Origin of the sequence: Streptomyces albiflavescens, assembly GCF_014645835.1 — a bacterium.
Classification (GTDB): domain Bacteria; phylum Actinomycetota; class Actinomycetes; order Streptomycetales; family Streptomycetaceae; genus Streptomyces; species Streptomyces albiflavescens.
In genome coordinates this window covers 240,723-263,887 of the sequence record NZ_BMMM01000013.1, presented here as the reverse complement: position 1 = coordinate 263,887, position 23,165 = coordinate 240,723, and the positions used below count along the sequence as shown (strand labels likewise).

Annotated in this window: 21 protein-coding genes; 9 read left to right on the top strand and 12 right to left on the bottom strand. The window is 69.7% G+C overall.

Annotated elements, in window-relative coordinates; translation table 11 throughout:
• Nucleotides 1–44: 44 nt before the first annotated feature.
• Together IEY95_RS31915 and IEY95_RS31910 are read right to left on the bottom strand one after the other, a co-directional pair.
• Nucleotides 45–2,711, bottom strand: a complete 2,667-nt coding sequence (locus IEY95_RS31915; protein WP_189189642.1) for a SpoIIE family protein phosphatase — start codon at nucleotides 2,709–2,711, stop codon at nucleotides 45–47.
• A gap of 306 nt (nucleotides 2,712–3,017) precedes the next feature.
• Nucleotides 3,018–3,182, bottom strand: coding sequence for a hypothetical protein (locus IEY95_RS31910; RefSeq protein ID WP_189189641.1), 165 nt, complete (start codon nucleotides 3,180–3,182; stop codon nucleotides 3,018–3,020).
• Nucleotides 3,183–3,702: 520 nt separating this feature from the next.
• Here IEY95_RS31910 and IEY95_RS31905 point away from each other — a divergent pair.
• The 5 genes from IEY95_RS31905 to IEY95_RS31885 all read left to right on the top strand — a co-directional run bounded on the left by IEY95_RS31905 (nucleotide 3,703) and on the right by IEY95_RS31885 (nucleotide 8,448).
• Nucleotides 3,703–5,145 carry an extracellular catalytic domain type 1 short-chain-length polyhydroxyalkanoate depolymerase gene (locus IEY95_RS31905; protein WP_189189640.1) on the top strand — a complete coding sequence of 481 codons (1,443 nt, stop codon included), beginning with the start codon at nucleotides 3,703–3,705 and terminating at the stop codon, nucleotides 5,143–5,145.
• A 328-nt stretch (nucleotides 5,146–5,473) separates the two neighbouring features.
• Nucleotides 5,474–6,073: an isochorismatase family protein gene (locus tag IEY95_RS31900; RefSeq protein ID WP_189189639.1), complete on the top strand. Its 600-nt coding sequence runs from the start codon at nucleotides 5,474–5,476 to the stop codon at nucleotides 6,071–6,073.
• Nucleotides 6,074–6,083: 10 nt separating this feature from the next.
• Complete coding sequence (locus IEY95_RS31895) at nucleotides 6,084–6,992, top strand: GlxA family transcriptional regulator (protein WP_189189638.1); 909 nt, start codon at nucleotides 6,084–6,086, stop codon at nucleotides 6,990–6,992.
• 308 nt (nucleotides 6,993–7,300) lie between these two features.
• Nucleotides 7,301–7,762 carry a Crp/Fnr family transcriptional regulator gene (locus IEY95_RS31890; protein ID WP_189189637.1) on the top strand — a complete coding sequence of 154 codons (462 nt, stop codon included), beginning with the start codon at nucleotides 7,301–7,303 and terminating at the stop codon, nucleotides 7,760–7,762.
• Between the two features lie 26 nt (nucleotides 7,763–7,788).
• Entirely contained in the window at nucleotides 7,789–8,448 is a 660-nt protein-coding gene (locus tag IEY95_RS31885) for a CBS domain-containing protein (RefSeq protein ID WP_189189636.1), read from the top strand.
• A 170-nt stretch (nucleotides 8,449–8,618) separates the two neighbouring features.
• Here IEY95_RS31885 and IEY95_RS31880 read toward each other — a convergent pair whose 3' ends face one another.
• The 3 genes from IEY95_RS31880 to IEY95_RS31870 form a co-directional block, all read right to left on the bottom strand.
• Nucleotides 8,619–9,221: an Rv1733c family protein gene (locus IEY95_RS31880; RefSeq protein ID WP_189189635.1), complete on the bottom strand. Its 603-nt coding sequence runs from the start codon at nucleotides 9,219–9,221 to the stop codon at nucleotides 8,619–8,621.
• Nucleotides 9,222–9,263: 42 nt separating this feature from the next.
• Complete coding sequence (locus tag IEY95_RS31875) at nucleotides 9,264–9,971, bottom strand: CBS domain-containing protein (protein WP_189189634.1); 708 nt, start codon at nucleotides 9,969–9,971, stop codon at nucleotides 9,264–9,266.
• Nucleotides 9,972–10,109: 138 nt separating this feature from the next.
• On the bottom strand, nucleotides 10,110–11,828 hold the full coding sequence (locus tag IEY95_RS31870; RefSeq protein WP_189189735.1) for a GAF domain-containing sensor histidine kinase: 1,719 nt from the start codon (nucleotides 11,826–11,828) through the stop codon (nucleotides 10,110–10,112).
• 441 nt (nucleotides 11,829–12,269) lie between these two features.
• On the opposite strand from IEY95_RS31870, the gene IEY95_RS31865 reads away from it, so the two are divergent.
• On the top strand, nucleotides 12,270–12,725 hold the full coding sequence (locus tag IEY95_RS31865; RefSeq protein ID WP_189189633.1) for a pyridoxamine 5'-phosphate oxidase family protein: 456 nt from the start codon (nucleotides 12,270–12,272) through the stop codon (nucleotides 12,723–12,725).
• Between the two features lie 144 nt (nucleotides 12,726–12,869).
• Here IEY95_RS31865 and IEY95_RS31860 read toward each other — a convergent pair whose 3' ends face one another.
• Both IEY95_RS31860 and IEY95_RS31855 read right to left on the bottom strand, forming a co-directional pair.
• Nucleotides 12,870–13,592, bottom strand: a complete 723-nt coding sequence (locus IEY95_RS31860) for a helix-turn-helix domain-containing protein (RefSeq protein ID WP_373294578.1) — start codon at nucleotides 13,590–13,592, stop codon at nucleotides 12,870–12,872.
• A gap of 19 nt (nucleotides 13,593–13,611) precedes the next feature.
• Entirely contained in the window at nucleotides 13,612–14,679 is a 1,068-nt protein-coding gene (locus IEY95_RS31855) for a zinc-dependent alcohol dehydrogenase family protein (protein ID WP_189189632.1), read from the bottom strand.
• A 483-nt stretch (nucleotides 14,680–15,162) separates the two neighbouring features.
• On the opposite strand from IEY95_RS31855, the gene IEY95_RS31850 reads away from it, so the two are divergent.
• Entirely contained in the window at nucleotides 15,163–15,837 is a 675-nt protein-coding gene (locus tag IEY95_RS31850; RefSeq protein ID WP_189189631.1) for a CBS domain-containing protein, read from the top strand.
• Nucleotides 15,838–15,916: 79 nt separating this feature from the next.
• Nucleotides 15,917–16,618 carry a response regulator gene (locus IEY95_RS31845; protein ID WP_189189630.1) on the top strand — a complete coding sequence of 234 codons (702 nt, stop codon included), beginning with the start codon at nucleotides 15,917–15,919 and terminating at the stop codon, nucleotides 16,616–16,618.
• Between the two features lie 131 nt (nucleotides 16,619–16,749).
• On the opposite strand, the gene IEY95_RS31840 is transcribed toward IEY95_RS31845, so the two are convergent.
• From IEY95_RS31840 to IEY95_RS31820, 5 genes are all read right to left on the bottom strand, one after another.
• On the bottom strand, nucleotides 16,750–17,193 hold the full coding sequence (locus tag IEY95_RS31840) for a universal stress protein (RefSeq protein WP_189189629.1): 444 nt from the start codon (nucleotides 17,191–17,193) through the stop codon (nucleotides 16,750–16,752).
• A gap of 143 nt (nucleotides 17,194–17,336) precedes the next feature.
• Complete coding sequence (locus IEY95_RS31835) at nucleotides 17,337–19,706, bottom strand: glycoside hydrolase family 65 protein (protein WP_189189628.1); 2,370 nt, start codon at nucleotides 19,704–19,706, stop codon at nucleotides 17,337–17,339.
• Nucleotides 19,703–20,632, bottom strand: a complete 930-nt coding sequence (locus tag IEY95_RS31830; protein WP_189189627.1) for a universal stress protein — start codon at nucleotides 20,630–20,632, stop codon at nucleotides 19,703–19,705. The genes IEY95_RS31835 and IEY95_RS31830 overlap by 4 nt, the downstream gene beginning before the upstream one ends.
• 248 nt (nucleotides 20,633–20,880) lie before the next feature.
• Entirely contained in the window at nucleotides 20,881–21,708 is an 828-nt protein-coding gene (locus tag IEY95_RS31825; RefSeq protein WP_189189626.1) for an alpha/beta fold hydrolase, read from the bottom strand.
• Nucleotides 21,709–21,719: 11 nt separating this feature from the next.
• The gene (locus IEY95_RS31820; protein ID WP_189189625.1) at nucleotides 21,720–21,995 is read right to left on the bottom strand and encodes a hypothetical protein; all 276 of its coding nucleotides are present in this window, start codon (nucleotides 21,993–21,995) and stop codon (nucleotides 21,720–21,722) included.
• Nucleotides 21,996–22,334: 339 nt separating this feature from the next.
• Between IEY95_RS31820 and IEY95_RS31815 the strand changes: the two genes are divergently transcribed.
• A complete protein-coding gene (locus IEY95_RS31815) occupies nucleotides 22,335–22,703 on the top strand; it encodes a hypothetical protein (RefSeq protein ID WP_189189624.1) in 369 nt (122 codons plus the stop codon).
• Nucleotides 22,704–23,165: the final 462 nt, after the last annotated feature.

Sequence of the window (23,165 nt, the reverse complement as noted above, 5' to 3'; positions counted from 1 at the left end):
TCGATGCCTCTGGGCACGCGAACTGTGCGCGACGGGTTGGTGAGTCATGGCTGCGCATTGAGCTGTTGTTCGGTCCAGATGACCTTTCCGTCGGATGTGTAGCGCGTGCCCCAGCGGTCGGCGAACTGGGCCACCAGAAAGAGGCCGCGGCCGCCTTCGTCCATGGTGGTGGCTCGGCGCAGATGCGGCGATACGCTGCTGCCGTCGGAGACTTCGCAGATGAGGCTGCGGTCGCGGATCAAGCGCACGCCGATGGGGCCGGTTGCGTGCCGGATGGCATTGGTGACCAACTCGCTGAGGACCAACTCCACGGTGAACGCTTCCTCTTCCAAGCCCCAGTCCAGCAGGCATTGGGTGGCGGCGGCACGGACGCCGGCAACGGCCGAGGGATCGGACGGTACGGCCCAGGACACAGTGTGCTTGCCGTCGAGCAGACGGGTACGAGCGACAATCAGGGCCACGTCGTCCCGGGGCGCTGCGGGGAGCATGGCGTCCATCGCCGCCTGGCACATCTGGTCCGGCGTTCGTCCGGCGTGCCCGAGAGCACGACGCAGGCGCTCGATGCTTTCGTCGATGTCACGCTGCCGGTCCTCGATCAGACCATCGGTGTAGAGCGCGATGCTGCTGTTCTCGGGCAGAAGTATCTCGGTCTTTTCGTAGGGCAGCCCTCCCAGCCCCAAGGGCGGGCCGACCGGCACTCGGGGCAGGTCCGCGTGACCGTCCGGGCGCACGATGATGGGTTCCAGGTGGCCCGCGCTGGCCATGGTGCAGAGGCGGGAGACCGGGTCGTAGACCGCGTACAGGCAGGTGGCGCCCGTGAGCGTCGGTGTATCGCTGTCGCCGTCTCGATCCTGGTCGATGCGGGTGACCAGCTCGTCCAGATGCCAGAGCAGTTCGTCGGGTGGCAAGTCGAGCGTGGAGAAGTTGTGGACGGCGGTGCGCAGTTGACCCATGGTGGCGGTGGCATGCAGTCCGTGTCCCACAACATCGCCCACCACGATGGCGACGCGGGCTCCGGGGAGAGGTATGACGTCGAACCAGTCGCCGCCGACACCACCGAGCCCTGCTTCTGCCGGAAGATAGCGGTGGGCCACGTCAACCGCGCTCTGCTCGGGGAGCGCGTGCGGCAAAAGGCTGCGCTGCAGCGTGACCGCCATGGTGTGTTCCCGGGTGAAGCGACGGGCGTTGTCGATGCTCACCGCCGCACGCGCGACCAGCTCTTCTGCCAGCGAGAGGTCTTCTCGAGTAAAGGGTGTCGGCTCCTTCGAACGCCAGAAGGTTGCCACGCCAAGAATCACTCCGCGGGCTCGCAGCGGAGCGACGATCATGGAGTGGATGCCGTATGCCACCAATTTGCGAGCTCGGTCGGGATCTTGAGCCTGCCAGCCGGAAAAGGCTCCCATGTCGGCCTCCAGCACCATCTGCCCGGAGTCGAAGCCGGAACCCTGTGGTGTGGAGGGGTTGAATTTGATGAGGCCACCGGGCGGGTAGAGCGGCACATCCTTCCGGATGCCTTGCAATGCGACACGACGTAGCTCCGCTGCACTCAGTTGACTCGCTTCCTCCCCGCGCACCACGGCGTCGACCAGGTCGACGGTGACGTAGTCGGCGAACCTGGGCACGGCGAACTCCGCCAGTTCCTGAGCGGTGTGCGTCACGTCCAGGGTGGTGCCGATGCGTATTCCTGCGTCGTACAGCAGCTTGAGCCGTTCCTGGACCACTTCCACTCGACCCATCAGGGCCCTGAGTTCGGTGGTGTCGCGCAGCGTGGCCACCCAGCCTCCCGGTCCGGGCTGCTGCACCATGGGGCGTTGGCTGACGGCCAGGAGCCGGTCGCCGACCTCGATCACCTCATCCGTGCTCGCTCTGCCCGACTCGAGGAGCTGCTCGGCTTTGCGCTCGAGTCCCAGTTCCGGGATGGGTCGGCCCTCCCCGTCCGTCCTCAGCTGGAGCAGGCGCCGGGCTTCGTCATTGGCCAGGAGCAGACACCCCTGGGCATCGACGATGAGAACACCTTCCCGTACCGAGTGCAGAACAGCGTCGTGGTGCTCGTACATGCGCGTCATCTGCGCGGGTCCGAGACCGTGTGTCTGGCGGCGCAGACGCCTGCTGATCAATGCCGTACCCCCGGTGGCCGCCGAAAGCACCACCCCGGTCGCCGCCAGGACGAGCGGCACTTGTCGGTCGGCCGCGACGCTCACTCGTTTGACTGTGATGCCCGCGGCCACCAGCCCGACGACCTTTCCGTCACCCGCGATGACGGGAACGACGGTCCGGACCGAGGGGCCCAGCGTACCGGCGGTCGTTTCGGTGACGATCCCGCCGTGCTGCGCCGCCTCGATGCTGCCGATGTAGTGCCGGCCTATCTCTGCGCGGTTCGGATGCGTGTAGCGGATGCCTGTAGGGCTCATGATCACGACGAAGTCCACGGCGGAGCGCTTGCGGGTTTCTTCGGCCTGCTGCTGAAGCGCGGCGGTCGGATTCGGGCTGGACAGTGCCTGCCGCACAGAGGGGGAGGCGGCGATGGCCGTGGCAACGGCCAGCGAGCGGTTGCGGGCCTCACGCACGGCGTCAGCCTTGGACTGCAGCAGCAGGGCGGCGACCGCCGCCACCACAAGGATCAGGACGACAACGGCCTGAAGGAGGAAGACCTGGCCCGCCACGGTGCGTAGCCCAAGCCAGGACCGTACGCGTCCGATCAGTTGGTGCATGCCCCCATATAACATCGCCCAAATAAGTCCCCAACACCCAAAGCAGAACATTTCATGGCTATTGGTGCTCTGTGTACCCGCACGTGCACATGAGGTGAGCAGTTCACAGGTCCGCCGAGCGTCACGGCGGACTCCAGAACGATTACCGGCCGCGTGCCCGATGTCGACGGGCTGTGGGTCGCCGACGCCTCGGTCTTCTTCGGGAGTTGCCCCGCGCCACCTCGAATCTCCGGCCATCGCCGCCGCCGAACGGCTCGCGGACCTCATCCGAGGTCAGGCGAACGCATCCCCCGTCGTGGTGCGATGTCAACCGCGGCGGCGCCAGGCTGCGATGGCCGCCCAGGCGAGGAGAACGCTGATGGCGATCAGGCCGATGACGGAGATGGCGTCGGCTTCGCGGGTGGCGGCGATGGCGGCACGGACGGCGAGGATGCCGAGGGTGAGGGCGAGCAGCGGCCAGACGATTTTCATGATCTCCCCAGGGTGTGTGATCACCTGGAAAGCTAGCGGGCGAGCGGACCGCCTGAGGTCGCGAGGGTCCGGCACCCAGGTGTTGGCCATGCTTGTCTGCCACTGGGATACCGAGGTGCCCGGCGTTCCGGTACAGCCGGGCGGGCTTGCGGCAGTACGGCGCCCACGGCGCCTCGTCCACATCGGCAGCCGCGTACCGGCGTCCCGAGCCGGGTCACTGCTGTGCCCCGCCCCCTCGTTGGGCGGGCGCTCGCATGCGTGGGTCCGTCTCTGCCGATTCTCCTGACGGGTGGTCTGTCGGGAGGGATGATGCGCGGCATCCCCACCTGGCCAACTCCTGTGTGCTGTCTTGACGTTGACGCACTCCGTAGTAGGGAGGGCCCACACCCGTAGTGATCGAGAAGTGTGGTCCGCTCCCACTGGCGGGCGGCCGTTGCGGTTCTACGGTGCAGCCGACCGCCCGCTCCGGGGGACGACCGGGGCGGCGTCGCCCCTGATCCCCCAACCACGGGAGGACCGCATGTCGGTTCGTGACCGCACCCGTCTCTCCTGCTGGGCCGGGCTGCTGGCCCTGCTCCTCGCCCTGTTCGCCGTGCCGCAGAGCGCATCGGCGGCGTCGCTCACTCAGGTGACCGGCTTCGGTTCCAACCCCGGCAACCTGTCGATGTACACCTACGTCCCCGACAACCTGCCGTCCGGCGCTCCGGTGGTCGTGGCACTGCACGGCTGCACGCAGAGCGCGAGCGACTACTACAGTCACTCCGGCTGGCCCAAGTACGCCGACGCGTACGGCTTCGCGCTGGTCTTCCCTCAGACCTCCAGCGCCAACAACGCCAACTCGTGCTTCAACTGGTACCAGTCCGGTGACTACACCCGCGGCCAGGGTGAGGCCCTGTCCATCAAGCAGATGGTCGACTACGCCACGACGCAGTACGCCAGCAACCGCGCCCGCGTGTACGTCACCGGGCTGTCCGCCGGCGGCGCCATGACTTCCGTGATGCTCGCCGACTACCCCGATGTCTTCGCGGGCGGGTCCATCGACTCCGGCATCCCGGTCGGCTGCGCCACCGATCTCAGCAGCGGACTCACCTGCGAGTACAACCCGGTGAGCAAGACCCCGCAGCAGTGGGGCGACCTGGTCCGCAGCGCGTCGGGCGGCTGGAGCGGTCCCTGGCCGCGGGTGGCCGTGTGGCAGGGTTCCGGTGACTCGACCGTCAACCCGGCCAACGCCACCGAGTCCCGCGACCAGTGGACGAACGTCTGGGGCATCGGCCAGACCCCGTCCTCAACCACCACACTCACCGGCGGGACGACCCAGGCCGTCTACAACGACGCCGACGGGAACCCAGCCGTCGAGACCTTCACCGTCGCCGGCATGGCACACGGCCTCGCCGTGAACCCCGGCTCCGGGGCCGACCAGTGCGGCACGACCGGCACCTACTACCTCAACTACATCTGCTCCAGCTACTACACGGCGAAATTCTGGGGCCTGGACGGCTCCTCCGGCGGCACCGGCAGCCTGCCCGCGCCCAGCGGCCTGAAGGTCACCGGCACCACGGACACGAGCGCCTCGCTGTCGTGGAACGCCGTCAGTGGCGCCGCGTCGTACGACGTCTACCGCGGCGGTACGAAGACGGGCTCGACGGCCTCCACCTCGTACACGGACACCGGACTCGCCTCCGGCACCGGATACAGCTACACCGTCGCCGCCGTCGACGCATCGGGCAGGGCCGGCGCCGCCTCGGCGGCCGTGTCGGCAACCACCACCGGCTTCCAGCCACAGTGCTTCAGGGCCAACAACTACAACCAGGTCGCCTCCGGCCGCGCCCACCAGAGCGGCGGCTACACCTACGCGAACGGCTCCGACCAGAACATGGGCCTGTACAACACGTTCACCACCCACACCCTCGAAGAGACCTCCACCGGCTACTACGTGATCGCCGACTCCGGCTGCCCCGCCTGACGGTCCTGCCCCTGCTCCGCCGCCCCGTCGTCGGTGAGCAGGGGTGCCGCCGGATACCGCGCCCCGTCCGGACGCCACGGCTGAACCGCCTCTGCCGGGCGGCTTCGGGAGCCGACTCTTCATCGCCCCATCCGGACGCCACGGCTGAACCGCCTCTGCCGGGCGACTTCGGGAGCCGACTCTTCATCCGTCGCCCCTGCCGATCTCGGGCGGTTCCCCGCCCTGACTCGGTTGCTCAACCACCTGACTTGCTGATGACCGGATCGGTCCGCTGCTGGACCCGATGCGGCCTGTCGCCGCCCCGCCCGCGCGGCTCAGGCTTGGGGACATGACCCGAGCACTGATCGTCATCGATGTCCAGGAGTCCTTCCGCGCCCGTCCGCTGTGGGAGACCACCTCCGACCTGAAGATCGCCGACAAGGTGAACCGCCTGGTCGGGCTCTCCCGTCAAGCAGGGGACCTGGTGGTGTGGATACTGCACTCCGAGCCCGGCACCGGCGATGTCTTCGACCCGGCCCTCGGCCATGTCCGGCTGATGGAGGAGCTGGAGCGAGTGGACGGGGAGCCGCTGATCCACAAGACCTCACACAACGCCTTCACCACCACCAATCTGCAGCAACTCCTCACCGAGCGCGGTATCCGCGAGCTCACCGTCTGCGGCATCCGCACCGAGCAGTGCGTGGAGACGACCACACGCGTCGCCGGCGACCTCGGCTACCAGGTCACCTTTGTCATCGACGCGACCGCAACCAATCCCATCCCGCACCGCGACGCTCCCGCCGACCAGAGCGTCGCCGAACTACTGGCCGACCCCCGCACGCTGCCTGCCGAAGAGGTCATCAGGCGCACCGAGTACGCCCTCGCCGGACGCTTCGCCACCATCGCCACGGTCGACCAGCTCGAGGCCGCAGCAGAACGTCAGGCATGATGACCGAATTGTGAGTCACATCGTCTTCTTCCTGGTGCCCGGAGTCCACTTGCTGGACTTGGCCGGCCCCGCGCAGGTCTTCTCCACGACCGCCGACTTCGGGCACCCCTACACGCTCACCTACGTCGCCGAGCAGCCGCAGGTCTCCTCCGCCCAAGGGCTGCCGCTGGCGGCCGGGCTCGACTGGCCGGACCTCGGACCGGAGGATCTGATCGTGGTACCCGGCTGGCGGACGGTCGCCCTGGCCGACGGTCCCGCCATCGGCGCCGCGTCCCTGCAGGCCCTCCGGAACCATCACGCCAGGGGCGGGACGGTGGCGAGCGTGTGCGCCGGTGCGGAGGCGCTCGGCCAGGCAGGCCTGCTCGACGGCCGCCACTGCACCACGCACCACGACGTGCAGGACGAGCTGGCCCTGCGTCACCCCGGGGCGGTGGTCGTCCGCGACGTCCTCTTCACCGCGGACGACCGGGTGATCACCTCGGCCGGCATCGCCAGCGGCATCGATCTGGCTCTGCACCTGGTCGCGACCCGGCACGGACCGGCCGTCGCCGCCCAGGTGGCCCGTGACATGGTCGTCTACGCCCGCCGCAACGGCCATGAGCCACAGTCCAGCGCGATGCTCCGGCACCGGTCCCACCTCGACGACACCGTGCACCGCGTCCAGGACCTCATCGACGCCCGCTTCGACCAACCACTCCCCCTGCCCACCCTGGCCTCGGCCGTCGGCGTCAGCGAACGCACCCTCACCCGCCTCTTCAGCCGCGCCACCGGACTCACCCCACTGCGCTACCAGCAGACCCTCCGCCTCGAACGCGCCCAACACCTGATCCACCACGGCGCGACCATCGACGCCGCCGCCCGTTCCGTCGGCTTCGAGGACCCGCGCATGTTGCGCCGCCTCCGCGCCCGAACGGGCTGACCGCGTCCGATGACCGCCCGGGGGTCGGCCGACGTCCCGCCGCCGGCTGCCCCGAACGGCCCTGGGAAGTGCGCGACGGCAACGGCCGGCACGGGGCAGCGGCCACGGAAGTCGCTTTCGACGACGATGCCGCGCCACGGGGCCGGGAAGGAGCGAAACCCGCCGACGGGGCCCGCCTCCGGTTCCTCGCCCAGGATGCTGCCGCCCGGGTAGGCCGAAGGACCCCCGGGTCGGGCCCGGGCGGCCCGTGGTGCCGGGGTCGGAGGAGGCACACGCTGGGATCAGACGTCACGAAGGGAGCCGGTGCGATGACCTCCGCCACCACCACCATGAACGCAGCGTTCCCCGCCGAGCACCGTGAACGGCTGATGCGGGTCGCCCGTGAGGTCTCCTTCGAGGCCGGGACCCGCCTGTTCGAGGAGGGCCGGCGCGCCGACCGCTTCTGGATCGTCCGCACCGGCACCGTCGCACTCGACCTGCACGTGCCCGGCCGGCGCTCCGCCGTCATCGAATCGCTCGGTCAGGGTGATCTGGTCGGCTGGTCCTGGCACCTCCCGCCGTACATCTGGCACCTGGGCGCCGAGGCGATGAGCCCGGTGCGGGCCTGGGAGTTCGACGCGGTGATGGTCCGAGCCATGTGCGCCGAGGACTCCGAGTTCGGTCGGGCGATCGCGGTCTGGGTCGGGCGGGTGGTCGCCCAGCGGCTGCACGCATCCCGGATCCGGTTGCTCGACCTCTACGCCCCCTACGGCAGCGGTGGCCTGCCGTGACCTTCCGGCCGTGTGAGGAGGACAGCATGCGGAGCAGCCCGCACCACGTGAGTGACGTGATGACGCGTGCCGTCGTCGCGGTGGGCCGCAAGGCTCTGTTCAAGGACATCGTCGAGCGCATGGAACAGTGGCAGGTCAGCGCCCTTCCCGTGCTGGAGGGCGACGGCCGGGTGATCGGGGTGGTGTCCGAGGCCGATCTGCTGCCCAAGGAGGAGTTCCGTGAAGGCGATCCTGATCGGTTCACCCAGTTGCACCGGCTGTCCGACCTGGCCAAGGCCGGGGCGGTGACCGCGGAGGAGCTGATGAGCACCCCGGCCGTCACCGTCCACGCCGACGCAGCGCTGGCCGAAGCAGCGCGCGTCATGGCCCTGCGCAACGTAAAGCGGCTGCCCGTCGTGAGCGCGGAGGGACTGCTCGAGGGCGTCGTCAGCCGCGGGGACCTTCTCAAGGTGTTCCTGCGCCCGGACAACGAGCTGGCCGACGAGATCCGGCGCGACGTCGTCGAGCCGCTCTTCCCGGCCCCGGTCGAGCCCGTGCACATCGCGGTCGCCGAAGGCGTCGCGACCCTGACCGGCCGCGTCCGCCTCGGGGACGCCGCCCGCATTCCGCTCGCCGCCCGCCTCGCGCGGGGCGTCGAGGGTGTGGTGCGCGTGGACTGCCGGCTCACCGCGGCCGACACGGAATGAGCCAACAGGCCTTGTTCGACATGGAACGAGCCAACAGGCCTTGTTTCTGAGAGCTCCAACAGGCCTTGTTTCCGAGAGCTTCAAACTCCTGAGAGCTTCAGACTTCAGAGCTTCAGACTTCAGAGCTTCAGACTTCAGAGCTTCAGACTTCGGTTCGGGCACACCAGCACTCAGCCCCTGCCCCCACTGAGGTTCCGCCACTCGGGCCCGACCCGCTTCCACTCCTCGTCCCACTCAGCCAGACGCCGCCGCACGAGCCCGGTGCGGACCAGCCATCCGCCGCCCCAGACAGTCGCGCCGGTCAGCGAGGCAACGAGGACGCCGGTCAGGTACGCCTGCAGTTTTGCCTCCCCCGCACTGGCGGGCTCGGAAACCACTCGGCCGGTGCGGTCCGTCCACACCGTGAGGCGGGTGCCCGCCGGGGCGCCCGGGACGACCTTCGCCCGGTCATGGTGGGCCGAGCCCTGCGCGTCCGTCCAGCCCACGGCGGCCCACACCCGGCCGTCGTCGTATCCGGTGCCGGCGGGCGGGGTCTTCGTCGCGTCGTCGGTGAGTACGGCGGACACGGCGTGCACCTGGGCCCGCCTCGTGGCGAAAGCCGAGTCCACAGCCTGTGCTGCCACCACGCCCGTGAAGGCTCCGCCCACGAGGACGAGGATCCAGGTCCCGAGCACGATCCAGGCCTCGACGACGTCGCTGTGCCGCCTGAGCCTATTGCGCCGCCAGCGCCACAGCCGTACGCGTGTCACGGTCGTGGGAGGGGTCTTCCCCATCGGTCGCCGCCTCCTCTCGCGAGGGCATGCCGTCGGCCGCTGTCAGCCGGAGGCCGTCGCCTTCGGCTCCGGCAGGTCGGCGTCGAGGTCCGGGTGACGGCGTGGGCCGCTCAGCGCGCACCGCACGTCGACCACGCCCGGTACCGACCGCGCCAGGAGGACGGCGATCGGTACGAGGTCGGTGTCGTGGACCCGGCCGGTGAGCGTGACCACTCCATCGTGCACCTCGACCCGCACCGGTGCCGACCGCGTACCGAAGAGCCGTAGGACGACCGCACGACCGACGTCCTCGGCGATGTCCTCGTCGTCCCGCAGGAACACCTTCAACAGATCGGAGCGGCTCACGATGCCCTTCAGGGCCCCATCGGGGGCGACGACCGGCAGTCGTTTGACCCTGCTGCGGGCCATGACGTGCGCGGCATGGGCCAGGGTGGCGTCGGGCGTCACGGTGAGGGCCGGAGCGGTCATCAACTCCTCGGCGGTCACCGCGTCTGCTTTGCGGACGTCGGAGAGGTGCTGCACCAGCCCGTGCCGGCCGAGGTCGCCCTCGCGATACTCCTCCTTGGGCAGCAGATCGGCCTCGGAGACGACACCGACGACGCGTTCGCCGTCGTCCAACACCGGCAGAGCGCTCACGCGCCACTCCCGCATGGTCTTGACGATGTCCTTGAAGGCCGCTCCCGTGCGCAGGGCGACGACCGTGCGGGTCATCACGTCGTTCACGACGGTCGGAGTGCCGTATAGGGACATGGCGTCCTCCAGAGGGGCTCGAGTGCCGTCCTACGACACCTTCAGCCTGAGGCCGCGGACTCGTTCGGGGCATGGGCCGAGTGGCCCGTCCCGGGGTCCGAAGCGCCACGCTTGGGCAATCCGAGCGGGCTCGAGCGGCTACTTCGCGGGCAGCGGGACCCGCCACTCCAGCAGGGCGCCGCCGCCGTCCGGGCTGGACACCTCAAGGCGCCCGCCCAGCTGTTCCGCCCGCTCGGCCATGTTGCCCAGCCCGCTGCGGCGGCCCTCGGACGGGATGCCCACGCCATTGTCCGAGACCGTCAGGGACACCTCGTGGCCATCCGTCGTCAGGACGACCTGGGTCCGGTCGGCGTGGGCGTGCCGGGCGATGTTGGTGAGGGCCTCGCAGAGCACGGCCACGACGTGGTCGGCGATCTCGCGCGGCACGTCGGTGTCCACCAGGCCCTCCATGCGCACGCTGGGCGCGAAGCCCAGCACGGGGGCCGCCTCGCCGACCACCCGTACGACCCGCGCCCGCAGTCCGCTGCCGACGGCACCCTCGTGCGCCCTCAGTCCGAAAATCGTCGACCTGATGATCTTGATGGTCTCGTCCAGATCGTCGACAGCCCGCAGCACCCGCTCGGAGGTCTCCGGATGGTCGATGAAGCGGCCCACGCTCTGCAGCGTCATCCCGGTGGCGAACAACCGCTGGATGGCCAGGTCGTGCAGATCCCGGGCGATCCGGTCGCGGTCCTGGAGCACCGCGATCTGCTGAGCGTCCTGCCGGCGTTCCGCCAGTTCCATCGCGATCGCGGCCTGCGCGGCGAAACCCTGCAGCGTCTCGGTCTCCTTCTCCGAGAACACCGGCCGCCCGGCCTCGCGCGCCAGCAGGACCACGCCCCGGGTGCCGCCCTCCCCCGTGCCGATGGGGACGGCGACGGCAGGGCCGAGTCCGTCGAAACGCGCGGGTTCCGGGGCGATCCGCGCATCCTGGGTGACGTCGTCGCTGGCGACCGGAGCGGCGGCGGAATACGCCAGTCCCATCAGGCTCTCGTGCCGGGGCAGCACCAGTCCCCGTTGTGCCTCCGCGTCCACTCCGACGGCGATCTCCACCGTGAGCGACTCGGTGTCCTCCATCGGCATCGCGACCGCCGCGAGGGCCGAGCCCGAGATCTCCCGGGCACGTTCGGCAATCAGGCCCAGGGCCTCGGCGCGTGCGCTCCCCGACATCAGGCTGTGGGTGATCTCCGCGTTCGCCCGCAGCCAGCGCTCGCGCAGCCGGGAGTCCTCGTACAGACGCGCGTTGTCGATGGCCACGCCGGCGGCCACAGCCAGCGTGGAAAGCACCGCCTCGTCCTCCTCGTCGAACTGCGCCCCGCCGCGCTTCTCGGTCAGGTACAGGTTGCCGAAGACCTGGTCGCGGACCCGGATCGGGACGCCGAGGAAGCTGTTCATGGGCGGGTGGTTCGGCGGGAAGCCGTACGAGGCCGGGTGCTCGGAGATCTTCGCGAGCCGGAGCGGCTCCGGGTGACGGATGAGTTCACCGAGGATGCCATGGCCTTCCGGAAACGGCCCGATCCTGGCGATCTGCTCCTCGGTGACGCCTACCGTGTGGAAGCCGGACAGCCTGGTGCCGTCCGGTCCGATGACGCCGAGGGCGGCGTACTCCGCGTCAACGAGCACCGCGGCCGCGTCCACGATCGAGTGCAGGGCCTGCTCCAGATCCAGCTCCCGGCCGACATCGAGCACCGCCTCGAGCAGGCTGTGCACCCGGTCCCGGGTCCCCCGGGCGGCGTCGATCCGGGCCTGCAGCTCCTCCAGCAGTTCGTCGAGCTTCAGCTGCGGCAGTCGTACGCGGGGCTCCTCGGGGCTCACCACCACGTTCCTCCAGGTCACCTCGGCGGACCCGGACCGGTCGGGTCCTTTCCACGGTATCCATCCTCGACGCGGGTGGTGCGAAATCGCGGCGAGCGCCGCACCCCGCGCTCCCGGGGCCTGTCGGCCCACCCCAGGAGACCGCGAGCACCTCCGCCGGCGACCGTCCAACGCCGGATCGCCGTAGAGGAGGGCCGTGCCTTCCGCCCGGACCTGGAGGCCGGCGTCCGCGGCGAGTACGGCGGCGATGATGAGCGGCGCAGGGACTCCCGACCCCTCATCAGGGCCGATCGGCACTGGAGAGGGAGCAGGGCATGGGCGACAGTGGGCACCGGAGCGGAACCGATCCCCCGCGGTGTCGCTCGGCCCCTGCCTCACCCCGGCGTTCACAGTGAACTCCGGAACCGGCGAGGAGAGAACGCCCCACCGACGAAGAAGCCCGCCATGATCCGTCACGACATCCCGGCGCACCGGCGCATCGACCTCGACCGCGCCGAGGCTCTGCGGCTGCTGGGCAGCGTGTCGCTGGGGAGGATCGTCTTCACCCGGCAGGCTCTTCCCACCATCCGCCCGGTCAATCACGTCCTCGACGACGGCGACATCGTCATCCGCACCCACGAGGGCGCGGCCCTGACCTCCCAGGCCCGGCACGCGGACCACACCGGTGTCGTCGTCGCCTACGAGGCCGACGTCATCGACCCGGACACGCACCTCGGCTGGAGCGTGGTCGTCACGGGCTACGCCCGCCTGGTGACCGATCCCGGCGAACTGGATCGCATCCGGGCCATGTTGGAGCCATGGGCGGCCCAACCGGGCATGGACCACGCAGTGCGCATCCATCCCGACCTGATCACCGGAGTCCTTCTCACCGCGCCGGGCGAGGCGCCGACGGAAGTTTGATTCCGCCGACCGCGAGTTTGATTCCGCCGACCGCGCGGGGCATGAGCCGACCGCGCATGCAGGGCATGAAGGGAGGCGGCGCGCGTACGGTCGTACGCGCGCCGCCTCCCTTCATGCCCCGTCTCCTCATGCCCCGTCTCCACCTCACACGGTGATCCGGCGGCCCGTGACGCTGAGGGGGTCGATACGCACCCACACGCTCCGGGAGCCACCTGCCCACGGCGTGCTGTGTGCCCGTTCCGTGTACCTGCGCCGCTCCTGCGGGTCCGTGACCTCGCGTGCGGGTCCGCGGACGAGGACGCTCCAGCCCTGGCTGAACGCGTCGTCGATGCGGTCGACCTCGAAACCCACCTGGCAGCCTGCGGCGAGGAGGGGGGTTGCGCCGTGTGCGGTCCGGAAGACGATCGCGTCGTCCACGACGGAGTAGTTGACGGGCACGATCACCGGCCCGGAGGTCGTGGGGACCGCGAGCCGACCCACCCCGTGGGTCGCCAGCAAGGCGCGGCACTCGCCCAGGCGCAGCCTGCTGAACTCCGGTGCGTGCCCGGCCCGTCCGGTTCCGGGTGGCAGGTCGACGGCACCGCCGGTGAGTTCGGCGACGGTGGTCTCCAGTGCCTCGGCCAGCTTCATCAGCACGCCGCTGCCCGGCGCGGCGCCGGGATGCTCCTCCAGGTACCTGAGGTAGCCGGTCGCCATCTCGGCGCGTGCGGCCGTCTGCCGCCGTGTCAGCCCGAGTTTCACCCGCCGGGCCACGAGCCGGCGGCCGAGGTCGCCGAGCGGCGTCTCCAGCACCACATCCGCAGGCGCTTCCGTCGTCACATCCGCGGGCGTCTGCGTCGCCATGCTTGCCCTCGTCTGTTCGGTCATGATCGGGCACCCCTTCTCGTCAGGCCGCGGGGACGGCCACTTCGTGCCGCTCCCCGCCGAGCAGCACCTTGAGCGCACCGGTCTCGGCGGCCCGGGAGAAGACGTCGTAGGCCTCCTCCATGTGCTCCAGCGGGAAGGTGTGAGTGACCAGTTGCCCGGTGGGCAGCCGGCCGGCGGAGGCCATCCGCAGTAGGGCCGGCGTGGAGTAGGTGTCCACCAGGCCGGTCGTGATGGTCACGTTCTTGATCCACAGGTCCTCGAGGTGCAGCGTCGCCGGCCTGCCGTGCACACCGATGTTGGCCACGTGCCCGCCGGGGCGGACCATGCGGGTGCACAGCTCGAAGCTCTCCGGCACGCCTACCGCCTCGATGACCACGTCTGCGCCGAGCCCGTCGGTCAGGTCGGCGACCAGCTGGCCGGGAGCCTCGTGCACGTCGGCCACTGCGTCGGCACCGAGCTGCCGGGCCGCCTCCAGCCTGGCCGGTGCCAGGTCGACGGCGATGATGCGCTTGGGCGAGAACAGACGGGCCGTGGCGATGGCCGCGAGGCCGATGGGCCCGGCGCCCACGACGGCGACGGTGTCGCCGGGACGTACGTGCCCGTTGAGGACACCGACCTCGTAGGAGGTGGGGAAGATATCCGCGAGCAGCACGGCATCCTCGCTGCGGAGGGTGCCCGGCAGGGGATAGACGGACAGGTCGGCGTAGGGCACGCGGACGTACTCGGCCTGGGTGCCGTCGATCAGGTGGCCGAGGATCCAGCCTCCCCCGCCCCGGCACTGGCCGTAGCTGGCGTCCCGGCAGAAGCGGCACCGCCCGCAGGAGGTGATGCAGGAGATCAGCACCCGGTCACCGGGCCGCACCGAGCGTACGTCGCCGCCGACCTCGACGATCTCGCCGACAGCCTCGTGGCCGAGCACCGTTCCGGGGCGCACCTCGGGCACATCGCCCTTGAGGATGTGCAGGTCCGTACCGCAGATGGTGACGACGCCGACCTTCACGATCGCGTCGGTGGGCTCCTTGATGGCCGGGTCCGGGACGTCCTCCCAGGAGGCCTGTCCGGGACCGTGGAAGACGAAGCCTTTCATGGCGCTCCTCACCCTCTTCGGTGTGCTGCGGGACCCGGTCTTGGCGCGTCCGACGAAGGACGCGGGCCGGGCTCCGGCACGGTGCCGGGATTGCCCCGCACGTTCAGCTTGTGCGCTGCGCGAGGGGCTGCGCTTGGGCCGACCGGCCCTCGCCGTCGGCCGGAAGGTGCCCTTCCGGGTGCATCCGTCCCGCCCCATATCCGTTGAGTCCGTACGGTCCGCCGAATCCGTACGGTCCGCCGATGATGTCCCGTCAGTCTCTGTCGCACCGGCCGCCGAGAACCGGCGTCGCGGCCAGCGACGCTGCCGACGGCGGTGGCCGCGGACCGGGCCTGGTGCCGCGACCGGTGATTCCTCGTGCAGGCAGGCACAGCGGGAGGCCGAACGGCTCGCCCGTGGGCAGGCGGCCCCTGTCCCACCGCTGGTGACCGGGCCACGCTGGAAGTGGCAGGACCGTCCAGCCGAGGAGCTCACGGAGTCATCATGTACGGCACCTCGCAGATCGTCAGCGATGTCATGACGCACACGGTCGCCGCCGTCGGGAGGCGGGCCTCCTTCAAGGAGATCGTGGGGATGATGCAGGACTGGAAGGTCAGCGCTCTCCCCGTGCTCGAGGGCGAGGGCCGCGTCGTCGGTGTGGTCTCCGAGGCCGACCTGCTGCCCACGGAAGAACTCCGGGACGACCCCTCGAAGGCATACACGCGGCTGCGCCGCCCCTCCGACCTGGCGAAGGCCGGCGCGCTCACCGCGGGGGACCTGATGTCCTCGCCCGCGATCACCGTCCAGGCGCACGCGACGCTGGCCGAGGCCGCCCGGATCATGGCGCGGGCCGGGGTCAAGCGGCTGCCCGTTGTCGACGACCTCGGTCTACTGGAGGGCGTCGTCAGCCGTGCGGACCTGCTGAAGGTCTTCCTTCGCGCGGACGAGGACATCGCCGAGGAGGTCCGCAGCGAGATCGTGTCGTGCCTCTTCCCGCCGCCGTCCTCGGCCATCCAGGTGGAAGTGGACGACGGGGTCGTGACGCTCATCGGCCGGGTCCGCGACACCTCGCTGGTCCCCGTGGCCGCGCGCCTGGTCCGGGCGGTCGAAGGGGTGGTGGACGTGGCGTTCGATCTCGCGCACGACCACCACGGAGTGAGTGGGGCCGGTCGGCACTAGTGCATGCGGCAGCGACGGGCGATGATCGGCCTCGAGGGCAGCGGCAGTCTGTCCGTCCCCCGGGGAACGGAAGGTCGTCATGGACGAGACACGCACCTTCACGGAACAGGACCCGATCCGCGTGTTCCTGCTGGACGACCACGAGGTCGTGCGACGTGGCCTGACCGACCTGCTCGACGCCGAACCGGACATCTCCGTGGTCGGCGACGCGGACACCGCCGAGCACGCCCTCGCCCGCGGCCCCGCACTGCGCCCGCACGTCGCGGTACTCGATGTCCGCCTCCCCGACGGCGACGGCATCTCGGTCTGCCGTGAGCTCCGGAGCCACATGCCGGATCTGGCGTGTCTGATGCTGACCTCGTTCGATGACGAAGACGCGCTGCTCGACGCGATCATGGCAGGCGCCTCCGGGTACGTCCTGAAGCAGATCAAGGGCTCTGACCTGGTCTCAGCCGTGCGCACCGTCGCCTCGGGCCAGTCGATGCTGGACCCGGCTACGACCGCCCGCCTCATGCGCTCCCTGCGGGCCGACCCCGCCGAGACCCCCTCGCTGCCGCCTGAACTGGCGGGCCTCTCGCCGCGCGAACGGGACATCCTCGCCCTGATCGGCGACGGCCTGACCAACCGCGAGATCGGCAAGAAGCTGTACCTGTCCGAGAAGACCGTCAAGAACCACATCTCGCGGCTGCTGGCCAAGCTGGGCGTGCAGCGTCGGGTCCAGGCGGCGGTCCTCGCCTCCCACGTCGAGCAGTACGACTCCAGAGACAGACCAGCGCGGTGAGACGGCCCGGGCCACAGCGGCCGAGGAACGATCACACTCGGCAGCTCCCACAAGCCCAGCTCGTCGATACATACCCGCTGAACCAGGTCGGCCACCAGACAGGCGTGACGCCGAGATCGCCGGGCCTCGGCTCACGACGTCTCGGAGCGCACGATCACGACAGGGCAGCTCGCGTGCTGCGACACGTGTTGGCTGGTGGAACCGAGGAGGGCACGTGCGAACCCGCTCCTTCCCCGGCTGCCGACGACCAGAGCCTCGGCGCCTTCGGCGGCCCGCAGCAGGACGTCGGCTGCGTTGCCGTGCACCAGGTGGGTCCGTACCGAGTCGGCCGCGTCCACGCCGAGCACGTCGGTCAGTCCCTGCCGCATCCGCTGCCGGGCCTCGTCTTCATCGACGTCCGTGTCCACCGCGGGCGCCGACCAGCCGTACAGTCCCGGCAGCTCCCATGCCGTCACGGCCTCCACGGTGGCGCCGAGGAGACCCGCGTAGCGCACGGCCCAACGCAGAGCAGCGTCCGAGGACGGTGACCCGTCGACACCGACCACGACTCTCCGCTCGGAGACGTTGCTGTCCATGTGTCCACCTCTCCTGCGGCCTCTGAGCCCGCCTGGCCGGTCCACCCCCTCGTCCCCACGGTGCGCGAGACCTCGTCATGCCGCCAGAAATGAGCGTCCAGCGGCATGACGGAACCGCGTCGTTGTGACCCGACCGCCTCCTGTCACCCCGGCAGCGCCAGGCGCACTGTTTCTCCTGGCGGGACACAGACAACGCGGTCGGCCAAGTGCACCTCGATCGGCCGACGGTCGGACAGTGGCACGGAGATCTGCATGTGCTTGTGCTGCAGTCGTAGCCGCACACCCCAATGTCCCTGGTACTGGATGGCGAACCCGTAGGACGACACCCCCGGCACCGGCACGGGATCGAGCCAGAGAGCCCCCTCGCGGGTTTCCAGTCCGGTCAGTCCCCGCTGGACGAGGTCGAGAGTGCCCGCCATGGCCCCCAGGTGGATGCCTTCGCCCGTGGTGCCGCCCTGCAGATCGGCGATGTCACCTCGCAAGGCCTCCTGGCAGTACGTCCACGCCTCCGCGCGACGGGCGCGGGCAAGGATTCTGCCGTGGACGAGCCCACTCAATGTGGAGCCGTGGCTGGTCCGGTTCAGGTAGTAGTCAACGGTTCGCAGCCACGTCTCCTCATCGAGACGGTAGTCCAACTGCCCGAAGACCCTGCGGAGTTCGGAGGGCGAGAACAGATATCCCAGCATGAGCGCGTCGGCCTGCTTCGAGGCCTTGTAGCGGTTGACCGTGTCGCCCTCCGCCTCCAGGATCCGATCCAGTCGACGGATGTTGTCGTACCGCTTGCGGTAGCCGTCCCAATCGAGCTCGGAGAGGTCCTCGTAGCCGCTGAACTGGCTGATGACACCGTCGTGGAACGGCACGTACAGCGCATGCGAGATCTGCTCCCACTCCTCGAACTCGCTGCCGTCGAGCCCGGTGCGTTCGGTGAGTTCCAGCCGACGGGGTTCGGGCAGCGTGCGCAGCAATTCCAGCGCGCGGGCGAGCACCCAGGCGGCCGTGACGTTGGTGTAGGCGTTGTCGTCCAGGCCTGGTTCAGCGGCACCCGGATAGGCGTCGTGGTATTCGTCCGGGCCGACCACTCCGCGGATCCTGTACCGGCGCAGGCGCTCGTCGTAGGTGGCCGAGTGCGCCCAGAAGCGGGCGATCTGCAGCAGCATCTCGGCGCCCTTGGTGTGCAGGAAGTCGGTGTCGCCGCTGGCCTCGCAGTACTGCCACACGTTGTAGGCGATGGCCGAGCCGACGTGCCACTGGAGCCGGGAGTTGTCCGGTAGCCAGCGTCCGGAGCGGGGGTTGAGGTGCAGCTGCTGGGTCTCCTCACGCCCGTCGCTGCCGCTCTGCCAAGGGTAGAGGGCCCCGCGTCGGCCGACGCCGCGGGCCGCCGAGCAAGCCCGCTCCAAACGGCGGTGGCGATAGTCGAGCAGGGCGCGGGACACCTCGGGAAGGTGCAGGTTGAGGTACGGCAGGACGAACAGCTCGTCCCAGAACACGTGCCCTCGGTAGGCCTCACCGTGCAGGCCCCGAGCCGGGACACCCACGTCGAGGTCGGCGGTGTGCGGGGACAGCGTCTGCAGCACATGGAACAGGTGCAGGCGCAGGATGTGCCCCGCCTCGCCCGGCACGTCGATCTCGGCCCGCCGCCACAGCTGCGCCCAAGCCGTGGTGTGCGAGGCCAACAGGTCTTCGAAGGCGGGCGCGGCGGCGACCCGGTCGACGGCCGCGTCCAGCGGGTCGCTGATCGCGGGGTCGCGGGAGGTGTGCAGGGCGACGGTCTTGTCGACGGCGACCGTTTGTCCAGGGGCCAGGCGGATGCGCAGGCGCTGTACGGCCCGCTGCGGCAGGTGCGCGTCCGACACCGGTACGCCGGCGGTCAGGCGGCATGCGAGGCCGATCCGGATGTCCGAAGTGCTGGTACGGCAGCGCAGCCACACGGTGTCGGGGGCGGCGGTGCCACTGTGCACGTGGGTGAGGTGACGGCCGTCCAACAGCTGGTAGCGGGCCACCCCTGAGTTCGTGACGCTGCCGTCGAGCGCGGCCTCGACATCAAGGTCGACGGCCTCCCCGTAGGCGGTGAACTCCGTGCGCAGAGCCGCGAGATGCGGATCGGCCATGTGGACCAGACGCAGCTGGCGCACGGCAACTGTTTCGCTCTCTGCCACTTCGTACGTCGTCCAGCGCTCCAGCAGCCCCCTGTCGAGATGCAGCACCTGCCGGTGATCGAGCACCGTCGCCGTGTCCGGCGTGAGCCATGCGCCGTCGACGTGCCGGAAGCGGAGCGGCAGCCAGTTCGGCAGATTGACCATGTCCTCGTTCTCGACGTGGCGGCCGGCGACGTGTGAGGTGAGCCGGTTGTAGCAGCCGGCTGCATAGGTGCCCGGGTAGTGCACGTCGTCCGCGACGCATTCGGGAAGTGCGCCGCGCGTGGCGAAGTAACCGTTCCCGAGGGCGCACAGCGACTCCCTGAGACGCTCGTCCGCAGGAGCGTAGCCGTCGTACTCCCAGGTCCAGGACGTCACAGCGGTCGGCGCCCTGTGCCGGGCATCTCTGGGCCGTCCTGTCGAGACAGGCGTGGCCTCTGTGGCACCACTGCGACCGGGCACTGCGCGTGGTGCAGGAGTCTGTCGCTCACCCCGCCGAGCTGGAGACCGAAGTGACCCGTCGAGCGCTTGGCCCCGATGATCACGAGGTCGGCAGCCGCCGACCGGTGCGCGAGGGTCTTTCCTGCCGGGCCCTCAAGCGTCGTACGGTGCGTCCGCACGTGAGGGTGGTCGGCGATCGAGTCGCCGAGCAGGGCATCGAGCAGCGTGGAGGCTCGCTCCTCGGGAGCGTGTGCCGGCTCCTCGCCCCTGGTTCGATCGCCGCCGGCATCGTAGGCGTGGCTGCCCCAGGCACGGACGACGTCCAGGATGCAGCCGCGCGCGTCGGCCTCCCGGAAGGCGAAACGCAGGGCCTCAGCAGAGGTGTCGGCGTCCCCTAGGCCGAGCAGGATCCGCCCGTGTGTACCGGCCATTCCCGCGCGATCCCCTCGGACCACCATCACGGGGCACTGCGCCCGGGCCGCCACGGCCGGACCGACCGACCCGAGAAGCAGTCCCTTGAGCATTCCGCGACCGCGAGACCCCGTCACCAGGGCGAACGCATGATTGCCCTCGCTCACGAGGGCGGCTGCGGCCTCCTCCGGGATGATGTCCGTGGTGACCTCCACATCAGGGTTCCGCCGCTCCGCGCGTTCGGCCGCGGAGGCCACAATGTGCTCTGCCGGCACCCGCTCGGATGTCTGCCCAGAGCCGGTCGAGGGCAGGGCACCCTCGTCTCGTTCCCCTGGGGAGGCATGGACGATCCTGAGCGGGACACCGTGCCGGAGGGCCTCGTCCACGGCCCAGTCGACCGCCAGCAGGCTCGCGTCCGAGCCGTCGACGCCCACCACCAGAGGGAGTGTCATCGCCCCCACCGCCTTTCATGGGGTGCCGCGCCGTGCAGCACAGGGGCCAACTTCAGCCTCACACCTCATTCGACGGTTGCGATGGGCGCTTCGGCCCATTGCTACGACACTCGACCCTACGTGCGGCCCCAGTTCCTCAAAGATCTGTGTGCTCGCGGACGCGTGCCACCCCGCAGCCAGGCGGACAAGCCTCGAGCAAAGGATCGCGCTCGCCTACGGCCGTCGCTCGGCCGAGTCGGACGACGCTGTCAGCCGCGGGCAAAGGCCAGCAGGTCGGCGTTGAACTGGTCGGCGAACTTCGGGACCATCGACAGGCCGTGCGGGGCGCCTTGGTAGACCTTGAAGGTCGAGTCCTTGACCAGCTTCGAGGACTTGTTGCCCGAGGCCACGATGGGGACGATCTGATCGTCGTCGCCGTGGATGATCAGGGTGGGGACGTCGATCCGCTTGAGGTCCTCGGTGAGGTCGGTCTCGGAGAACGCCTTGATGCAGTCGTAGGCGCCCTTGATGCCCACGGACATGGACCACAGCCAGAACGCGTCGCGGGTGCCCTTCGTCACCGTCGATCCGGGGCGGTTGGCGCCGTAGAAGGCCGCGCTGAGGTCCTGGTAGTACTGCGAGCGGTCGTTCGCGACGCCGTTGCGGATTTCCTCGAAGACCTCGATCGGCAGTCCCTCGGGGTTCTCCGCCGTCTTCAGCATCAACGGCGGGATCGCGCCGAGCAGAACGGCCTTGGCGACCCGGCCGGTGCCGTATCGGCCCATGTAGCGGGTCACCTCCCCACCGCCGGTCGAGTGGCCCACCAGGATGACGTCCCGCAGATCCAGCGTCTCGATCAGGGACGCCAGGTCCTCGGCATAGGTGTCGAGGTCGTTTCCGTCCCAGGGCTGGCCGGAGCGCCCGCCGCCGCGCCGGTCGTGGGCGATCGCTCGGAAGCCGTTGTCCACGACCAGTTTCGCCTGGGGATCCCACGCGTCGGCGGTCAGCGGCCAGCCGTGGCTGAACACGACCGGCTGACCGGAGCCCCAGTCCTTGTAGAAGATCTCGGTACCGTCCTTCGTGGTGATGAAAGGCATGGTGGGGTTCCTTACGATCGCATCGGCATCGGACAGGGCGGCCCGCTGGGCCTCGACTCCGCGCGACGTTGGGTATGGAGTGCCTCCAGCAGCCGGAGCCGGACTGCGCTCGGCATGGGATGGCTGAGCACGACCTGCCACGGCACGGACAGCGGTACCCGCGCGACGACGGCCGCGGTCGCCGCGCAGGCGATGTCCGGGACGGTGAACCCGACAAAGGTCGCGCCCACCACGGTGTCCGTGGCCCGGTCGTTTTCCAGCTTCGCGCAGCCGACATACCTCTGCATCACGAAGGTGCGGCGGCCAAGGCCTGCGGAAGCTCGATGTCGACCCGGACGGCCAGAGCGGTGCTCGGGAAGTTGCCAGAAGGCGCCACACCGTGAGGGCTCGTCGGCCGTCGGCGGTGACCGGGATGAGGCGGCGCTCCCCGGCACCAACCGAGGCCCGTTCCCCGGCCGCGGCCGGGGGTATGACCGCGGCCTGCTGCATTGGCATCACCGATGTCACCAGGTCGGGGGACTGCGCCGCCGGCTGCCAGGCCGGACATCCCAGATAAGTGTGACCATCACACCAGGGTGACATGGCGACTCCGAGCCGTCACCACACCTGGCAGGAGGGCCCAATCGATGAACCTCACTCTGAAGCGCCTGCTCGGCGTTACCGTGGCGGTGGCCACGGGCGCGGCGGCCCTGCTTGGCACCGGTGCCGGCGCCGCCGGCGCCGCCAGCGACAGCGCGTACTGCGACCGTGCCGAACAGGACATGTGGAGCAACGATCCCAGCCGCAACGTGACCGGCTACGACTGCAGCATCCCGACCAACAAGAGCCGCTGGTACACCATCGAGATCGACACCCTCGTACAGACCCACTACAAGGGGGACACTCTGGATGGAGGGGTCGACCGGACCGAGACCCTGCACAACAGAACCATCAGATGCCTGGGCTACACCTCCAGCAACGGCACGGTGAACTGGTTCGGATGCCCACCCGCCTGACACACCTGCCGAAGCCTCCCGTGCCGACGCCACTGCCCCTTGGTCTGGCCGGACCTTCCCGAACGCCGTCGTGCGCACTCGCCGGCAGTCACTTCGACGACTGGCCTGCATATGCGGCTGCGCCCGGCTCCGAGACAGGGGACGACGGACGGGGCGGCCTCGGCCCATGGTGCGGTTGTGGTGCGGCACCCGCCGAGAAGATCTCCTGCCACGTCATGGTCCGCGTCGCCAGCAAACTCCAGTGCTCGGTCGCCAGAAATTGCGCATGCGGCGTCCCGGCATCAACACCCTTGAGCTCTTTCATCCCCCGAGTGTGACCTCAGTCGTCGACGAGTTTGAAAGGGCCCGCCGGTGCTGACAGCAGAGAGTGTGACGAAGAGCTTGCCACAGGGGAGGTCATCGGTTGAGATGCGTCCTCATCTCAGCGACCGGACGGCCCGAGCACGCCGCTTGGCCACCGCC